Annotated in this window: 11 protein-coding genes; 2 read left to right on the top strand and 9 right to left on the bottom strand. The window is 47.5% G+C overall.

Annotated elements, in window-relative coordinates; genetic code table 11:
• The first annotated feature begins 339 nt into the window (after positions 1 to 339).
• Positions 340 to 1,923: a hypothetical protein gene (locus BUC32_RS00060; RefSeq protein ID WP_073248146.1), complete on the top strand. Its 1,584-nt coding sequence runs from the start codon at positions 340 to 342 to the stop codon at positions 1,921 to 1,923.
• Between the two features lie 186 nt (positions 1,924 to 2,109).
• A complete protein-coding gene (locus BUC32_RS00055) occupies positions 2,110 to 3,165 on the top strand; it encodes an AAA family ATPase (RefSeq protein WP_073248144.1) in 1,056 nt (351 codons plus the stop codon).
• A 482-nt stretch (positions 3,166 to 3,647) separates the two neighbouring features.
• Here the strand turns inward: BUC32_RS00055 and BUC32_RS00045 are convergent, their stop codons facing one another.
• From BUC32_RS00045 to BUC32_RS00005, 9 genes are all read right to left on the bottom strand, one after another.
• Positions 3,648 to 5,099 (bottom strand): response regulator, encoded by a 1,452-nt coding sequence (locus tag BUC32_RS00045; RefSeq protein ID WP_073248142.1) that lies wholly within the window; start codon positions 5,097 to 5,099, stop codon positions 3,648 to 3,650.
• A 2-nt stretch (positions 5,100 to 5,101) separates the two neighbouring features.
• Positions 5,102 to 6,790, bottom strand: a complete 1,689-nt coding sequence (locus BUC32_RS00040) for a hypothetical protein (protein ID WP_073248140.1) — start codon at positions 6,788 to 6,790, stop codon at positions 5,102 to 5,104.
• Between the two features lie 35 nt (positions 6,791 to 6,825).
• The gene (locus BUC32_RS00035; protein ID WP_073248138.1) at positions 6,826 to 8,784 is read right to left on the bottom strand and encodes a mechanosensitive ion channel family protein; all 1,959 of its coding nucleotides are present in this window, start codon (positions 8,782 to 8,784) and stop codon (positions 6,826 to 6,828) included.
• Positions 8,785 to 8,801: 17 nt separating this feature from the next.
• A complete protein-coding gene (locus BUC32_RS00030) occupies positions 8,802 to 9,815 on the bottom strand; it encodes a pentapeptide repeat-containing protein (protein WP_073248136.1) in 1,014 nt (337 codons plus the stop codon).
• The gene (locus tag BUC32_RS00025) at positions 9,812 to 13,735 is read right to left on the bottom strand and encodes a response regulator (protein ID WP_083599178.1); all 3,924 of its coding nucleotides are present in this window, start codon (positions 13,733 to 13,735) and stop codon (positions 9,812 to 9,814) included. The genes BUC32_RS00030 and BUC32_RS00025 overlap by 4 nt, the downstream gene beginning before the upstream one ends.
• A gap of 14 nt (positions 13,736 to 13,749) precedes the next feature.
• On the bottom strand, positions 13,750 to 14,976 hold the full coding sequence (locus BUC32_RS00020) for an ammonium transporter (protein WP_073248132.1): 1,227 nt from the start codon (positions 14,974 to 14,976) through the stop codon (positions 13,750 to 13,752).
• A gap of 21 nt (positions 14,977 to 14,997) precedes the next feature.
• Positions 14,998 to 15,363, bottom strand: coding sequence for a response regulator (locus BUC32_RS00015; RefSeq protein ID WP_073248658.1), 366 nt, complete (start codon positions 15,361 to 15,363; stop codon positions 14,998 to 15,000).
• Between the two features lie 400 nt (positions 15,364 to 15,763).
• Entirely contained in the window at positions 15,764 to 17,227 is a 1,464-nt protein-coding gene (locus BUC32_RS00010; protein ID WP_073248130.1) for an FMN-binding glutamate synthase family protein, read from the bottom strand.
• A gap of 84 nt (positions 17,228 to 17,311) precedes the next feature.
• Complete coding sequence (locus BUC32_RS00005) at positions 17,312 to 18,463, bottom strand: site-specific integrase (RefSeq protein WP_139280598.1); 1,152 nt, start codon at positions 18,461 to 18,463, stop codon at positions 17,312 to 17,314.
• Between the last annotated feature and the right edge of the window lie 153 nt (positions 18,464 to 18,616).

The following is an 18,616-nucleotide window of genomic DNA, read 5'->3' as shown; positions in this document are numbered from 1 at the left end:
AATTCTTTTCGCTGTGGAAATTGGTTACTAATCCGCACGTATTTGGTTTCTTTTGTATGAAGTAACGGGGACAGCTGCTTAGTCACGAAATCTGTACATTCCTACTGGTTGTAATTTTACACCCATAAACATCTTTCAAACCTTCTAATTTCTTCAAACTTTAATGAGTTTGAAAAGGGTTTTGCCGCATCTCTTGTTTGCCGACAGGATTTGCGTTCCATCAATTTTGATCGAACTGACTTGCAACCCTCGACGCATTTAACTGGCGTCGGAGGTGTGGGGCTCATTTAGCCCAAATTTTCAAATTCTTCCTTCGACCAAAACTGAAGGAATTGAGATTTGAAAAATCAGAACGCGGCTCGAGTCCGTGAACAGAAGAGGTTTGCCCAAAGCAGACGAAGCCACAAAAACCGCAAACAGGCAAAAAAAGCAGTCAAAGAACTGAACGGTCACGAGATCATCTCGACCAAAGGCACGCTGCAAAAAGTCGGAAAGAAAGTTGAATACAAAGACGGCTTCCGTTTTGGCGTTGGCTCCACAAACATTCGAGAGATGTCGGCTGTTGTAGCGGAGATGGGAGAACAGATTGGGCAAAGCTTCCGCCGCCCTGGAAAGAAGAAAACGGCACAGCTTTTGTTGGGCCTGCCAGACGGCGAATACCTAGGGTTTTGTTACTCGGCATACAAACATGACAAGCGTCTCCCGTCAGTTGCGATGGTCGATGCAACACAGACTGCCGCCAATATTACCTACCATTATGAAAGCAAGATATATGGGCAGGCACAGCTGGCAGCCCTGACATTTCCCGCTCTTGACGAACGCATCACAGTTGAGAATTACGAGGCTGGTGTCGATCTCGCCTTCAAGCGATTTAATAAACTTAAAAACGCATTCAAGAAGTCTGAATTAGGTGAATTCATCTATGCTCAATTAGAGGCGCCGTATGATCCTATAACAGAAACCTTCTACCTGCATTTCCATGTGTTTTTGGAAATCGGATTTGGCGATGTTAGCCGTCGGGACGCCTTATCATTCCTGAAGACAAATACTCCCTGGCTGGAGAGCCATGCTGGATTACATTTAAAGCGTATCGCCCATAAAGATGTTGCCCGAGCTATTCGATACGGAACCAAACCCTGCGCCACAGCCTATGAAATCGCGGCAGCAGGCAATGAGAGCGTTTTTGAAGCCTATCTAGGCCAATCCAGGCGAAAGAGGTTCACAAGAACAGAAGCCCCTCTGAAAACAACTCTAAAAGAGCTGAAAGACCAAGGGCGCCGAACCACTTTCCATCGCTGTGAAACAACTGGCCGAATGTCCGTCTGTCTTGTTGATAAGCGCTCAAAAACGAATTCAAAAAAGGACGACACTTCAGAATCGTCGGAAGCAGAGAAACCAGACCCCGAAAGGGTTCCCCAAAACCCGGATCGTCCAAAAACCGAAAACATCTATTGTGGCTGCGGTAATCCCGTTGCGTCGCCTGAAGGCCGGCTATTGGCGTTTGGTCTTGTTCAGAATTTTGAAGAAGACAGTTTAGAAAACTTGCTGGTGTCCGGTGGTCCAGGTAGCTTTTATGAAGCCAACAAAGTGGCGAGATATGCCTGGGAAGCAAATACAGGTCGACGCTTCAATCTTAAAGAATTCCTTAACCCGATTGCCGAGGACATTCTGAAGCTTCTAAGGGCTTCTGAGGTACAGAGTTACACGGTAATCGTCAGTCCAAATGTTTTGAAAACTCTTCTGGAGATCGAAAAAGAACGAAAACCGAAGAACCGAAAAATCAAGGAATCCCCTGATCCTAAATATGGTTGGCTTACTCTTTTGGAATCCCCAATTTCCAGACTGAAAATCTATTCGCTGAATCTTTTTGGAAATGAATTCTGGTCAAAAGTGAATTCCTTCATATCCAGATTGAAACATTAGAATCATCATTTTGTTGAAATTGACCTTTTGGCCTCATATGTCATTGGTATGAATAGAAACTGGAATCCCCTGCATTCGATATGAACAGCATTTTTGCTGATCGATAATTATTGAATGCGGACAACGGTTTTCTAGAAATTTCCCAATAGAAATCTCTGTCTGCGAAACATCTTGGAAGGTGTTTGCATGCCTAAAATTGTTCCCTTATTGACTGATCTGAAGCTGTTTGAAACAGATGATGAAGATATTGAGAAGCGATTGAAAAGCCATCTTGAGGATCTAAGGTTTACTCAAAACAAAACCAAGAAAACCCAAGATCCAATCTATCTGAGTTGGGACGACAGAAAAAAGATCAACCAACGAGCTGCAAAGATTGTGCGAGCTCGCCGAAAGTACAGCCAAGGCCAGCATCTTACTCGTGCTGAAAAGAAGATGTTGAAACCGGCATTGAATGGGGTCTCCATTGAAGGCCCTGAAACTGTACATCAAGTTGATGAAATCGCATCTCAACTGTTTGAAGAAATGCCCTGGATGCAGGAGCCAATCAACGAGATCTGGTTGGATATGCGTCATCATGTTTCCGAACATGGAGCCGGTTTGAAGCTGCGCCCAACATTATTGGTTGGCGGTGCTGGTCTGGGAAAGACACATCTCGTACGTCGGATTGCTGAACTTACCAGTTTACCCGTTGTTCATATTGATGGAGGCGCTGGATCTGAAGGTTTCCCAGTCGCTGGTTTGGCCAGAGGTTGGGGAGGTGCGGAATGTGGTCGTCCTGTAAAAACCATGTTGGCAAACAAGATTGCAAACCCTGTCGTCGTGATTGATGAAATCGACAAAGCTGGAATTGCCACAGGAACGAGTGGCCATAGTACTTCGCTTCATTCAGCGTTGTTGGGTCTGCTGGAGCCGGTATCAGCCGTTAATTGGCATTGTCCGTATTTCCAGACAGGGTTCGACATGAGCCGGATCAATTGGTTGATGACTGCGAATGATGTCAGTCGACTTCCTGCTCTTTTGCGCTCCCGCCTTCGGTCAATTCATATTGAACCACCGAACCAGGTTCAGATGAATACATTCCTCGAAAAAGAAGTGAAGCGGCGGAATCTGCCAGATGATTGCTTAGAGGAAATCATGGGGGTGCTTCAGGCATCGCACAAATATCAATCCGCCAGTGTTCGGCTTGCGGTCAAGCTTTTGGATGAATTGCAGAGGTTGGAAACTTTGCCGATGAAGCATTAGCACTGAAATGCGACCTTGCCTAAATCGCTTTTCTTTTCCTACCATTTTCGACCATTCCACAAGGATCACATCGCTGTATACGGCGCGGGGAACGAACTGCGTCTGACTGGATCTCACGAGACGGCGTCAATTGACGATTTCAGTTTTGGCGCCAGCAACCGCGGTGCATCGATCCGAATTCCACTCTACACCACTACACATGATTGGAAGGGCTATCTCGAAGACCGTCGTCCGGCATCAGATGCAGATCCTTACCAAATTGTGCATAGGATTATGGCTACTGTAAAAATTGCACATGAACAGGCCACGAAACAATAGACAAAACGTCCCCTCGACATTGTTTGTGGAGGGGACAATCCGGCGTAGAATGATCCAACGACATTGGCGGACTTCAAGATTGTTCCGCCAAGAAGCTGGAGGTCAGCACGTGGCACATGAATAATGTTCCCTTGCCAAACACTAGCTATGCGGTTCGCCACACACTAAATCAGCTTGTCGACCACCTTACGTAAATGCATTTCAGTCATTGCTTCAAATTCATCAATTTCCGCGAACATGTGAAAAGCGCCAATGTAAGATCCATCTTCGCCAATCAGCCACCTATCCACATAGCTTTGCAACTTTTTGATCTGATCCAATCTGTCCAAAACAGCCGCTTCATCTGCCAACGACAGAGAAGGAGCACCAGATTTGCGGTAAAGCAACATCTCTGGCTTTCCATTCTGACGAAATCCATCAAGCGCATCCTCGAATTCAAAAGCGGTGCCAGAATCGTATCTCGTTCCGTCTGGCCGTAGAATCGAGTCCGGTAATGGCGAACCGATGCGTGACCACAATATTCCCACATAAACATCCGTATCATGGGGGGGATGAATCTGAGCCTGAAAGGTATCGGACGCAAGAAGCGGTTCTTCTTCCCACAATATTGGGATGATGTATGCGGATCCAAAAAACTCTTCATTCAGCCGACCAATGACTTCTTTCAAGATTTTACGCTCAGGAATGACGTCGCCAGGTGAAGAAATAAAAACGCGAATTTTCTTAGAGACATTCTGACGAAGTCGAACTTTTTCCAAGCATGCGCTAATGCGAGCATTCAGAAGAACAGGATTGAATGGTTTGAAAATGTAGTCATCCGCACCCTGTAATACGCATTGTACCATTGTGTTCATATCGTCAGCGGCGGTTAGCATAATCACCGGGACAGTGCGTAGCCTTTGATCCGCCTTCAGAATCTCAAGCGTTTCCAGACCAGATAACCCAGGCATCATCAGATCAAGAAGAACAAGATCGGCACGGCTCTTGGCTAGCGTGTCCAATGCCTCTTGCCCGGAAGCGACTACAGAGGATGTATATCCACTTCGAGCCAATCTTCTTTGAAGCATCTCTCGGTTCACAGGATCATCATCGACGACCAGAATATGACCACCTACACCGACAAGCGCGGATTCTTCGATTGCCGGATTGCTAGGGGCTGTTTGTGGCCCCGAAACTTTGGCAGATTTTTCGGTTGAGTCTTTTTCATTCAGGTCAATTTTTTCGACCAGCGAAACAATCACCTTTTCAGCGTGGATGATTTTGTCCAGGTCGGAGACGAGCTCTTGATTCTGGTCATCCACGCCCTCCTCTCGAAGCATCTCCGCATATCCGGATATGTGATTGAGCTGTACCCGCAACTGGTACTGTGCGTCATGGAGTGAAATTTGGTCGGGTGACGTTTTTGCTGCGTTAAAGTGGTCGTCAATCAGTGCTAGGATCCGCTGTCCAGCGTTCTGAATTGCCTGCAAATCTTGGGCGAATGTGTTGGCCTCATCCTCATCCAATTCCTCCTCGATCATCTCTGAGTACCCGATGATGTGACCTACTGGCGTTCTGAGGTCATGTCGGATGCCTGAAAGCATTTCTGCGAAGGATGTTGGACTAGCTTCTGTCATGTTTATCCTGCCGTTGGTGGTTCATGTTCGCGATGGTAACGATGAACTGTCCATTGCAAAGCCTCCGCAAATGAGCTGTCCGCAAGATCGGTAATAATGGCACGTTGACAGGTCTCCCCCTGCAACTCGTTCAATCGGCGTAAAGCGTTCGTGAACATCTGAGCTTGATTGGAGTACTGCCAAGCCAGCTCCCTGATAGCCATTTTACTCTGGTACAGCTCCCAAAGAGCCAACCAGAGGGGAAGCAAACCCATAAGGAAAACTAGGAGAGTCTTGCCGTCAAATCCTGCAAGTTTCAAATGATAGAGATCTTTCTTGAAAAAGATCAGAGCCAGCGTCCCAATGAACGACCCAAAAAACAAAAGCTTCTTTATCGTCTCAAGTCTTTCATGCTCAGCGTGCAGGTGATGAACCTTCTTTTCAAAGTACTTCGACTGATCTTCAACCCAGCGCCTCGTTGTTTCCATCACGCCACGACTGTTCTGTTTAAGACTTGGCAGAGTTTCGGTGCATCGCGCAGCATCTACAATCCATTCTAGCCCTTTGAAACGGTTCACTTTCATAAGCTTCAAACGACCGCTGGTATCCACTGCGTCACCGCATCCGGACAGTTCCAGAAAATACCGAATGCGGATTGTCTCTGCAAAAGCCCTGTATCCTAAGTGCTTGCTGAACCAGGCACGCTTGTGACCGACTTTGAAAAGTACATATCCCGCTGCAAACAAAACCAGATAAGCAACTAGAAAGATCTTCATCGATGCTAGCTTTGCATAGACCAGAAACAGAAGACCCATTGCCCCGGCCATCAATCCAAAACCTTTGAACAGCATGTCAGATCGCTTTTGATTTTGGATGGCTAGTTGATCCGCTCTGATGAATTCTTCATTCAGCAGATTAGCGGCGGCAACAAGATCAGGGTCATTTTCTGAAAACAAATCATAGGAAACTATTGATTCACCATTTGTTGAAAATCTCTCAGCGGCATAGGAGTTAAAATTTTTCCATCGGTCGAAAATAGTCTTGGGGAAATCGATTAGACTTGCCAAACACCCTTCAGCGCCTTCGCTCACCAGATATTCAAAGCCAACCTCACCATCGGCATACTCACTCCAAACACGCGGTGTGGAAATCGAAATCACTAGATTACCATCATCTCCGCTATTTGAAGATCGGGATAGCTTTTGAAGATTGGGACTATTTGTTTCTATGCCAAGATAGGACAGCACTACATCCGAAGTACCGCCGGCAAGCCCCGTTACCTCCCCATCCCAAAGCGCAATCAGTAGATTAGATCTGCGTACAAGATAGTCCTTCAGGAGAACGTACTGATGATCTCGATCCAGGTTTTCTGAATCTAGAACGGGGAGTTCTGTAACACTGACTCTTTCATCTACCAACAACGTGCGGAAACGTTCTAGATCTTCTCCATCAAAGTCCGCTTCATACATCTCTGCCGGCATAGGTAAAACCGCAGTGACCTTCATTCCCAGCGCCAACGCCTGTTCCGCCACAAGTGTGTCCGCGCCTGCTGCTAGCCCGCTCACGATCTCTATGGGTAACGACGAAAACATTTCTGAAATCGACCTGAGTTGGGCAGCCACGTTCTCTTCCACAAGCTGACAAAGCTGCTTGGGGATGTCTCTGTGGCCTGTTACTCCCACGACAAATGACAGAATGCTTGCTTCACTCATGTTTGCGTCCCTTTTCACAGTATTCTGCGATTAGATTAGTTTCTTGTTTCGCTCAGAACCGCCTCAATTTGAGCGAAAGCGCTTTGCTCACGTTCATCCGGCAACCCTCGAACGCCAAACAAACCTTTGGCAAAATGGCGAACAACCGCTTCACCGCCCTTAACCCTTTTGGCCTCTCTTAGTTCCTTCAGAACAAGGCCGGATTTTTCTCTGTCGGTCTGATCTACTAACTGAGAACAATAGCTGTCAAACAGGTCCAAACCATGCGTCAGCTCAACATGTTTCAGCAAATCAGCATGTCGAAGGGCTTCTCTGAAATAGTCTCTCTCGACTTCGTCAGGAGTTCCGCGGGATACGGCCAGGTGGGCTGCCGTAGCTGCCAGCCCTTCCAGAAGCTCTTCGTTTCGAACTCGTTTGGAGAAATGATCCAACAAATGGTGCAGGGCTGGTTTGTTAACCATTTCGTCTATACCGCTGCGGATGCTGTTAAGAGAAGAGTGCCGTTCCCGATGATGTGCAGCGATGCGAATTTGGAACAGCTCGTCTTTACGCCGTTGACGGCGATCATTGTCGAATGAAGCCTCAGATTCAGAAAGAAGCTTTTTCACATTTTCGGACTCTCGGAGAATATTTGTAATTGTTTCGTCATTAAATCGTACTGCAACCGAGTACTCGTCGGCCCGAGCTGCTAGCAAGCGTTTTTGCTCTCCGAAGACCGTTTCCAAACCAAAGAATTCGCCGGGCTCGACGTTCTGGACCTCTAGGTCGTGTAGCCCCTCATCGTCAAGAATATCGACACGACCTTCTAGCAGAAGAAAGGCGCCGTCTGCCAACTCCCCTTTTTGGTAGAAACAGGATGGCGGGCTTAGATCGACAGTTTCGTATCCATCGCAGAGTATTTTTAACCCTTCGTCCGAAAGCTTGCCGAAAACCGGATGGGATTTCAAAAGATCCAGCACGGCATCCGGCGCCGCAGTAGCGAAATTTTTTTCGTCGATGAACTCCCATTCCGAGTTTGGTGAACCCTGAAGCATTCTGTTCATGGCGATGCGCAATCCATGCTTGCGGGCAGCGCCCCATATGGCCATGCACATTTCATTTTGGGCATCCCACCATGGGTCATCACCTTCAAAATGATACCGGACACGATAGTCGATACCTCGCTCACTGTAGCCGAGAATGTTGAAGTTTGGCGCTGGAGTCCGGTAAACATACTTCGAGTGCTTAAGCTCATCCGCAATGACCCGAATGACCTTTTCGGGTGGCGCTGAAAGCTCCGCCGAGAATGTGATGTAGTAGCGAAATACATCTTGTGGTTCGCTAAAGTTCAGGATTTTCGTTTCAGCAACGGCGCTGTTTGGGAAAATGTAGAGCGAGTCAGTGTGAGGGTTGTGAACAGAGACGCTGCGCCAATTGATGTCATGTACCTGCCCATAGACGTCGTCTATCTCGACGTAGTCGCCAATTCGCAACGCCTTGGTCGTGTTAAGTGCAACTCCAGAAAACACTTCGCGGATTGTCGACTGCGCACCAAATCCAATAACAATGGCGGCTGCCCCAGAGGTCGCAAGCACTGGGCCGATTGGTTCGCCATAAACATAGTGAAGGACAAACATCACTGCGACGGAGTAAATTATCAGCCCAATGCCATCGGTGATTAGCTTGGGGATGCGTCGTTCACCATGGATCGAAAGGACACCATCCCACACAAATCGTTCCAGCGCTGTATTCGCCAAAAACGCTAATGAGACAGTCCAAAGGAACAAAACTCCTTTTTGGAAATCAGCGGCAAGATTTTCCATCCCAAGGAAGCGCAATGCTGGACTATTGAGAAAGTAGATTATCGCAAAAAGCGCCACGAGCTCCATTGCCAGCCGTAAACGATGTCGTCGTCCTTTTGCCACCGCAATGGCTGTTCGTACAAACAGGAGCGTTATACTGGCCAGAAAAAGAAAAAATATAACTGCTTCTGTAACGGATGAAGTTTCACTCATAGATTTCCCCCAAGAAATCAGCTTCGACGAGCAATAGTGTTAGCAAGGATGGACAGCAACAGGCCGAGAGTAAAATACCCTATTACAACTTCGCTGATGACTAACATTTCTCCGATAAGAGAATTGGCTGTAACGTCTCCGTATCCGAGTGTCGTGTAAGTAACCAAGGAATAGTAAAATGGCGTGAACCATGTTTGGGCAGAATTGGAGTAGTCCATCATTTCCCAGCCAAAAGACATATCAGCCAGATAGACGAGGCCGTAAATTGTAGCCAGTATCACGGCATAAAGGCTGACTTTAGCCAAACTGCGCCCGTGATCGATTAATCCCCAAGCCCTGAACATCAAGAGTTCTAGCGACTTTTTGAAACCATTGGGCAACGCCTCGATAGATTGCTTGAATGTATCAATATAGTCTTGGTCTTTCACATCACGAACAAAGACAGCATTTCCATAGCAGCTCTCGATACCTCTGATTCCGGTAAACTTTCCAGTCATCGTGCTGTATCCGCCAAAGCTAGATAACGTCAAATCCACTTTCTCAAAGGTGGAATGTCTGCAATCGATTCCATCTAACACAGCTGCTCGAAAAGATGCGTTGGTCAGATTTGCTGACACAAACCGAGCATTTTTCAGATTGGCGCCTTCAAAGTTAGTATTGGTCAAGTTGGCTCCGCGGAAATCAGCGTTTTCACAATCGCTGTGCGACAGGTCGGCCTGACTCAAATCACTTTCCTGAAAAATCGTTCCTCTCAGATTGCATTTGTATAGCGAAGCCTTCGTTAGCTTGGCGCTTCCAAAATCTGCACCACCAAGATCGCACATTTTTAGATTTGCTTGCGCCAGGCTCGCCGAAAAGAAATCCGCCCTAGATAAATCGCGGTCAGCGAGATCGGCTGCATCCAGATCCGCCTCGCTGAAATCTAGTGCGTCATCTTTTTGTCCCGCTGCGGAGAGACGATACTCGGCCCATTCAGCCTTTCCGATCAGAAGTTTTTCGATCAGCGTTGATCCATTGGTATCAGAGTTCACGGATTCGGGCCCCGATCTTTATTAAACTGCCCACCAAGTGCAGACCTAACCTCAGCCATAATGCTCTCGATTGATTGACCAGATTTGGCAACAACCTGATCTACACTCCCCGACAACTTCGCCCTGTCAGTTGCATCCAAATCCTTGGCCGTTATCACGACCACTGGCGAGCGGGACGAGCGACAATCCGGCGACCGAACGGATTGCAAAAATTCAAATCCATCCATAACCGGCATCATCAAATCCAGTAGGATAAGTTGGTACTCAGTTGACTGAGCCTTTTCCAATCCGACGGCGCCATTTTCTGCCTCTGTAACCCGCCATTTTTCCTTTTCCAGAATAGACTTGAGATTGGAGCGGGCTGCTGGATCATCTTCAACGATCAGCACATTTTTGTTTTTGCTATGTGCATAGGTTTCGACAAATTTTCTTAGCTTATTCCGATCAACCGGCTTTTGAAGCGCGTCTACAGCACCGAGTTCATAACTCATGCCTCGGTCACCTATCATCGACACCATAAGGACCGGAATATCTCTGAGAGCTTCATCAGATTTGAGCGAGCGCAACACAGCCCAGCCGTCCATTCCGGGCATCATAACATCCAATGTAATCAGATTCGGTTTGTACTTGGCTGCTTGTCTAAGCCCCTCTCGCCCATCATTTGCCAGGATGACTTTGCATCCTTGCTGCTCCAGCGCTCTTTGTAGCAATCGTCGTGCGTTTTGTTCATCATCAATCACAAGGACCAAGGAATCATGTTCCGATACTTCTGCTAATTGTTCGACCACTTCCTCCGGCGATGTAATTGGATCGTGATCTTCAATGCTTGCTTCGGCTTCAAGGCCTTCGTGCCGTTTTTCAACTTCCATAGGTAACTCAATAATGAACTGAGACCCTTCGCCTTCAATGCTTTCCACTTTAATACGTCCGCCCATCATTTCGGCGAAGCGACGAGTAAGCGAAAGCCCTAACCCTGTCCCGCCATAGTTTCGTGTCGTGGACTCGTCGGCCTGAGAGAACTCTTGAAAAATCTTGTCCAGTTTGGACGCCGGAATGCCTATTCCAGTGTCCGCCACAGTCATACGCAGCCATTCCTCACCCCGATTTTGATAGCTTTCGCCAATCAGCGTAATAGTGCCATCCGTGGTGAATTTGGCAGCATTGGAAATCAGATTGAAAAGCATTTGCCGCGTTTTCGTTAGATCGCCGGAAACTTTGTTCAGATTTTCGTCAATTTGGACTGCAAGGGAATTTCCATTTTTATCTGCTAGACTCTGAGCAGTAACAACAACCTCTGCGGCGAGATCTGAGAAGCTGAATTCTTCAATAAACAGCTCCATTTTTCCGGCTTCGATCTTGGATAGGTCAAGAACATCATTGATGAGAGAAAGCAGGTGCTTGCCGGCCGTCGTAATCTTGTTCAAATCTGCGAGTACGTCTTCATCGCCATCGTCTTCGGCATCTTCCGCAAGCATTTCAGAATACCCGATAATGGCGTTCATTGGCGTCCGCAACTCGTGGCTCATATTGGCCAAGAAGGCACTTTTGGCTGCGTTGGCAGCAATGGCCTCCTCACGAGCTCGGTTCACTTCCTCTTCCATTTGCAGTTGAATGGTAATGTCACGGACAGTTCCTATGTAGAGCGTTTCGGCTCCTTCAAATTCAATAGCTTCAACTCTCAGTTCCATTTTAAACTTCGTGCCATCTTTGCGGAGTGCATCTACAACTCGGACGCCCCCAACAATCGAAGAACTTTTCCCAACGGTGTAGCGTTCGAGATAATAATCATGCTCCAGAGCAACCTCTTTTGGCATCAGGATCTTGACGTTCCGTCCGATCACTTCTTCGGCAAAATAGCCAAAAATGCGTTCTGCGGAATTGCTAAATGATTGAACGATACCGCTGCGATCAATCGTAATGATCCCATCCGGACTTGATTGAATAATCTTCGAGATACGCTGTTCACTATCTTTTAGGTCACCCTGAACTTTCAGCATCTCTTCGTTTTGATGGAGGAGGTGGTCTTCTTTTTCTTTCAGGTCGCTGATGTCGGAAGTAACAACGATGACAGATCCGCTTTCCAGAAACGAAAATTGGGCGTTGATAGTTTTCCCGTTAGGCAATTTTCGCTCAATCCGCTGATTAGTTTTGGATCTGAATTCATCGATTACCGACAAAATCACCTCTTCGCTTTCCCGATCACCAAAATCACCTCTATGAGCATGAAACTTTAGAACGTCTCTAATATTTGTGCCAACTTGAACAACTCCTTCCGGGACTTCGTATTGTTCCAAAAACCGTTGATTAAACAGGACAAAATTTAACTCTTCATCTAGCATGTAAATGCCGCTGGACATGCTAGCTAATGCCGAGTTCAGCTGGCTAGAAGTCTCTCTAAGTTCTTCAGTTTGGCGCTTAACTTCGCACTCCAGCTCATCTTTTTGTATTTCGACACGCTCGAAAGACTCCCGTAGGGCCAGCTGCATTTTTTGGAATTCGTCGGCTAGCTCTCCAATTTCATCACCAGTTTGAACATCTACGATAGCATCAAGATTTCCACCGGTTAGTTCCTTTGCAGACATAGCCAAGGCTCTGATTGGACGTGACAAAGACAAAGAGAAGAAATAGCCAAAAAAGACCGTCGCAGCCAAAACAACGGATGCAATCAGGATCAGTTTGTCTTGAAGTTTTTGAAATGCCGCCAAAGCTTCCGCTTTGTCGATTTCGCTCATTATCACCCAACTTGTGTCAGGGATGTTTAAGGGGCGAAAAGAAGACAAAACGTCAACGCCGCGATAGTCAGGAAAAATTCTGGTATCAATCTCACCCTTCAGCGCTGTTCGAGTCCCGACAGTGTCGACCTTTTGCAACCCTATAGAATTGTTTTGCGAGGCAATTAGTTGAACTGTTTCTTCTGGCGTTCCTATTTCGCGGATCATTTGTAGATACTGATCACGATCTTCAATCAAAAACCTAGACTGGCTACGTAGCAAAAAGTCGTCGCCAACTAGATAGGTTTCTCCGGACGCACCCAGACCAACTTCGCTCCAGGATTGGTGTGAAGTCATCATGTCATTCATTTTGGTGATCGGGATTTCAAATGCAACAGCCCCCAACTTCACATCGCCTTTGAAAATAGGTGACGCCATGAAACCGGTAGGGCGGCCCATTGCTGGAATATATGACTCAAAATCGACGAAGACGGCTTCACCTTTTTTGAGTGTGAGCGCTTGTTTAACCGCCTCAGCCAAATTGCTTTCGTGATGCGGACCTTTTGTCAAAGAAGTGCCAATCTCCATCCCCCTTTGTGTCGAGTAAACGACGCGAGCATCTTGTTCCAATGCGAAATAGACAGATGGGAAACCAAACCGTTGTGAAAACTCAACAAATTGAGCGTCGAGGTCGGTCTTTTTGTCCAAATAGTATTGCCAGTAAGTCGGTAAAGTGTCGACGGTTTCCAAACTTTGAGAAACAAGAATAGCATTTTGAAAGTACAAGGCTATCGGGTCTTGGGGAACCAGCGCACTAAGCATTTCCTGAGTCAAACCAGGAATGCGAGATTCCTTCAAAGATGTGAAAATATTCTTCGAGTAAAAACTGGAAACAGCCGCCAGATTGGCCGATTTTGTTTTCTCAGAAATGCTTGGCAAGCTGTAAGTTGTGAAGCCAATCGCGTCCAATGTGTCAATATTGGATTGATCCAATGCAACCTGTGCTACTTGATGACCCACTTGCAAAAAATAGTCTTCGATTTGTTGGGCTTTGAGTTCTCTAACAGCCGTCAACCGTTCGAATGCGGCCTCTTCAAGGGCGTTTCGCGAAGAGATGCCAGAAACCACCGCTGTAAAAAGGACAGCAAACATCGTTATCGGAATTGTCACAAAAACAATCTTTTGTCCGATACTAAGTTTCGATCTCATGTCATTTTCCCCGCTCAGGAATTTGACGTAACTGGTGTCACGCCTTCTGTTTCCTGTCGAATTCCGTGCTCGCTAAGATTGAGCCCCATTAACTCGTGCTCTTCGCTCACTCTAAATGGCAGAACCCGGTCGACCAGAGAGAACAAGACATAAGACACTCCAAAGGCCCAAGCCCCATAAACAAAAACGCCTATGAGCTGGATGCCAACTTGTTCAAGCCGCGATAGCCCAGTTCCCAAAATATCCAAATTTCCATAAAGGCCAGTTGCCACTGTCCCCCAGATACCGGCAGCCAGATGCACGGGTATCGCCCCGACGGCATCGTCCAGTTCCAAACGCTCCAGCAACTTTTCAGCGAAGACGACAATCATGCCGCCGACGATCCCAATCAGTGCTGCTACAGGTGTCGTGACCGCAAAACAATTGGCCGTTACTGCGACCAGACCGCCGAGAGTGCCGTTCATGAACTGAGTTACGTTCAAATTATTATTTACAGCATATCCTAACCCACCAGCTGCGAGAGCGCCCGCTGAACCGGCAATAACCGTGTTTACGAGGATGGATGGGACGTCTTCGTTCATTGCCAACGTGCTGCCCCCATTGAAGCCCAGCCACCCGACAAAAAGTAACAGGACCCCAAGTGTCGCTATTGGCAGGTTCGACCCGGCCGTCATTATGCTGCCGTCAAAGCGACCCAAGCGGGGCCCCACAATTATTAGAAGGGCTAAGGCCGACCACCCCCCCACACTGTGAACTACTGAAGACCCTGCGAAGTCCACGAACCCATATCTCGCCAGAAAACCCGGTTCGCCGCCGTTCAGTGAAGACCAAGCCCAGTGTCCAGCGACCGGATAAACCAACCCAGAGACCAATAGTGCAACAATTAGATAGCCACCGAACTGCAACCTTTCTGCGACCGCTCCAGAAATTATTGTCACGGTCGCTCCGCAAAACATGACTTGGAAAAGAAAAAAGGTGGTTTCCTGTGCTGAAATCTCCGAAAAATCAGGAAACACCAAACCCCTTCCCCACACACCTAGTTGAGAAGTGCCGAACATTAGCGAGTAGCCGACGGCCCAAAACACAATTGTGGTAAGGCAAAAATCGGCCAGGTTTTTTATGGCAACGTTGATGCTGTTCTTCGTCCTAGTGAGGCCGCTCTCTAAACACAAGAATCCGGCCTGCATCAGAAAAACCAGTGCGCAGCAAATGACGACCCAGAGTATGTCCAGACTATTCATTGCTGTCTCCGCTTTCCGCGCTTATGCCCCAACAAACTCATGGATTTTGCTCAGAAGCCGTTTGAAATCCACGGGCTTTGTATCGTAATCGTTACAACCCGCTTCCAAGGCTTTTTCCTTGTCACCAGCCATTGCATGGGCAGTAAGAGCGATTATTGGGATGGCTTTTGTGGCGTCTTGGCCTTTCAAAACACCAGCGGCATCCCAACCATCCATGACTGGCAAACTCATATCAAGAAGAATGATGTCAGGCGTTTCGCTCAAAGCCATGTTGACGCCTTGCTGACCGTCAAAAGCCATAACGACATCAAAACCCTTTTTCATTAATCGTCGGGACAGCATGTCCCGGTTCATTTCATTGTCTTCAACAAGCAAAATTTTTGGCATTTGTTCTCTCAGCATTCCCCATCAAGGCCTCAGGCTGGCTAATACAAAAAGAAAAGTTGAGTGATCTTTCCCAAGCCGTGATTGCCTTAAGGCGCCTTTACCCACCAAACTGCATTACAAAGAGCAAATGCACAAGGTTTCTCAAGAAAAACAATAGAATGCCTAACTGCTGTAAAGCTTGCCAGCATTCACGTAGGGGAAATGGAATGTTTAAGTTTCAAGGCGTTATTGTCAAGAGTTGCATCTAAGGCAATTGACGTTCGGCGCATTCTACCACGTTGCCGCAGTACACTTCCTAAACCTGAACACTCTACTTTTGGTTCCATCCAAATCTCAGCTGGTTTTTACCATGAGCGCTCCTAGTTGACCGACACTAGAATTACAGATTTCGACTTTTGAACTAGAGCCGATCCATCTGAGCACTACGCCCATCTGGAAGAACAAGCCGAACATGCTGGGGGCGTAGGTCTCTGGGTTCTAAGACACCGGTTGAGTGCGCAATGACCTCCACCTCGTGAATTATCTCTTTCGCATAACAAAAGACCCGCTCAATCTTGTGCCCTACATCCAAACCCTGCTGCAATCGAACATCGTGTGTCGTGATCCCCGTTGGGCAGGTGTTCTTGTTGCACTTCAATGCCTGAATACATCCCAATGCAAACATAAATCCGCGAGCAGAGGTTACAAAGTCAGCGCCTGCGGCCAATGCCCATGCAACATCACCAGGGTTAACCAGTTTGCCCGATGCAATCAGTCGAATGCGATCTTGCAATCCAAATTCTTCTCGAACGCCAACAACCAAAGGCAGTGCTTCGCGGATAGAAACACCTACCAAATCAATCAAGGGCATCGGGGCTGCTCCGGTTCCACCCTCCCCGCCATCCAGTGTGATGAAATCTGGAACCATCTCAGATGCTGTATTCGCAAAAGTTTCAAACATCTGGCGAACATCGGCTTCTGAACCGACGACGATTTTAATACCTACGGGTTTGCCGGTCACTTCTCGAATATGGGCAATCACCTTGCCCAAATCACAATAGGATTTGATTTCGCGGTGTCGGTTCGGAGACAAACTCGCCTGGCCGATTGGAATCCCACGTATTTTCGCAATTTCTTCTGACACCTTTTCAGCTGGCAGAATGCCCCCTTTTCCCGGCTTTGCACCTTGCGCCAATTTGAGTTCGAACATGCGAACCGATTTGTGGGACCCAACTTCTTTAAGCTTTTTGTCATCCAGTTCGCCTTTGTCATTGCAGACACCGTACTTGGCGGTTCCGATTTGAAAGACGATGTCGCAGCCCCCTTCAAGGTGAAAAGGGCTTAACCCTCCTTCGCCCGTGTTCAGCCAAATGCCAGCCTTTTGCGCACCAGCGCTAAGGGCCCGAACAGCGGGGGCGGAAATTGCGCCATAGCTCATTCCCGAAATGTTGAAAAATGATGGAGCTTCAAAGGGAAACTTGGCCGATTGGCCGATAATTAAGGGGCCCGGAATCGTGTGTTGTTCCTCTAGGGGCGGAAAGGGTGCATTAACAAAAATAGGTGTACCCACTACGGCGAGGTTGCGGGTAGATCCGAATGCAACGGTGTTAATGTGCCCTTCCGCTGCTCGATTAACCCATTCCCTTTGGGCGCGATTGAATGGCATTTCTTCGCGATCCATCGCGAAAAAATACTGTCGGAAGAATTCACCTAGGGAGGAAAAAAGCCGCCGAAACCGTCCAATCACCGGATAATTCCGCCGAATTGCGTCCCTGCGTTGAGTTCTGTCTACAACAAACAAGACAATTCCAGAGACAACGACCATGACAATTATGGCTGCTGTTCCAAAGACCATAACTTCGAGTATTTTTAACGCATAGTCCATGATGGCACCATTTTAGAAACGAACTTTGATTGCTAAGCTCCAACTCTCCAAAATAGTGCCATTCAATTGCACAAGAGGACAAGCCTATCTGTTATCCCTGTGGCTTGCCGGGCGGAAACCTTCGTCAGTCAAGATGTCATCCATTTCATTGAAGATGTCTTCAGCCTTTCTCGGTTTCCAATCAGATGCTTCGAATGAAACCAGCTCTGCATAAAGTGCGCGAATTCTCAAATCTGGTTCATCCCCATATACTTCTCGCCCTCTAATGGTTTTCATAGAATGCCCCATCATGTAGCCTCGCTCCTCGTTGGTGAGGCCGGCTCGGCGCATTCTGGACTCAAAGCTGTGACGTAAACTGCTCACATGGTGTCTGGCAGTTGGGAACATGTTATGTTCCTCAAAGTACTTAGACACTGTGGCACTGAAACCTTCTTTGCCGCGATACCTTGGAAAACCCTTTGGGTTTCGTTTCATGGCCGCTAGAGCCATTCCAACAAGTGGCACTGGACGACGGGAGGCTTTGTTTTTGATTTCCCGCCTGTGTTCGCCGTCTTCCACGCTAATCAAAATGTGAGGTACACTTGCATCTAGCTTGATAGCTGACTGGGGCAGATCGTAGATTTCAGTTTGTCGGCACCCCGTTTCAGCACACACAATCAAGATGTCCCGTGCTTCATCATTTAGGCCATCAAGCTTAGCACCGCTTGCAATGTTCTGTTGAATCCAGTTGGGTGAAAATTCGGCCTTTCTGACTGGATCTTTTGCCTTTTCCCAATTCGCTTCACCCTTAATGCGAACATTAACGAAAGGGTTCGAGTATTCATCAATCTTTAGGTTGTCATAATACGTATCGACCATCACCCGAAGATAGCCGAAATGCTTGTTGGCATACTGAGTAGTGACTTCTTGATTGGTTACCCTCTTCTCAAATGAGCGCCGATAATTTGATGCGTCACCAACTGTAATATTGGCGATGGGCATACTACCCGCGAGTGCTGAAAAGGTTGCGGCTGCTCGCTTATAGCGATTGTGCCACATTCTCCTTTGCCGGTTATTTTTCCGAGCAACCTTGTCTGGACAGAGTTCAGCCATTTGCTCTGCAATCTCGTTCAGGGTGGTATCGGGCAATTCAAATCCACCCAAATTTGCCGCAAAAAGCGGAGAATTTGCAGAGGGATCTTTTTGAATCAATTCCTCAACCCGAGACACAATTTCTTCCAGTGCCACATCTGCCAAACTAGGCGCCGCAATCGGAGAAATATCATTGTCGTTGGCCAGTTTGATAGTAGCCTTGTGTCCGTCGGCAGAGTTTTTGGGCCCAAGAGCGGCCTAAACTAAGAGAGTGTTTGGCTCATCTTGTTGATGGTATTATGCGGCGTGTTTGCGATG

The sequence above is a fragment of the Shimia gijangensis genome, from assembly GCF_900142085.1.
Classification (GTDB): Bacteria; Pseudomonadota; Alphaproteobacteria; order Rhodobacterales; family Rhodobacteraceae; genus Shimia; species Shimia gijangensis.
The sequence above is the reverse complement of the archived record's forward strand: the minus strand, read 5'-3'. Positions and strand labels throughout refer to the sequence as shown.

Coding starts and splice junctions, on each gene's coding strand:
- BUC32_RS00045 (WP_073248142.1), bottom strand. CDS start 5,099: ATGACAGAAGCTAGTCCAACATCCTTCGCAGAAATGCTTTCAGGCATC.
- BUC32_RS00055 (WP_073248144.1), top strand. CDS start 2,110: ATGCCTAAAATTGTTCCCTTATTGACTGATCTGAAGCTGTTTGAAACA.
- BUC32_RS00020 (WP_073248132.1), bottom strand. CDS start 14,976: ATGAATAGTCTGGACATACTCTGGGTCGTCATTTGCTGCGCACTGGTT.
- BUC32_RS00040 (WP_073248140.1), bottom strand. CDS start 6,790: ATGAGTGAAGCAAGCATTCTGTCATTTGTCGTGGGAGTAACAGGCCAC.
- BUC32_RS00025 (WP_083599178.1), bottom strand. CDS start 13,735: ATGAGATCGAAACTTAGTATCGGACAAAAGATTGTTTTTGTGACAATT.
- BUC32_RS00015 (WP_073248658.1), bottom strand. CDS start 15,363: ATGCCAAAAATTTTGCTTGTTGAAGACAATGAAATGAACCGGGACATG.
- BUC32_RS00010 (WP_073248130.1), bottom strand. CDS start 17,227: ATGGACTATGCGTTAAAAATACTCGAAGTTATGGTCTTTGGAACAGCA.
- BUC32_RS00035 (WP_073248138.1), bottom strand. CDS start 8,784: ATGAGTGAAACTTCATCCGTTACAGAAGCAGTTATATTTTTTCTTTTT.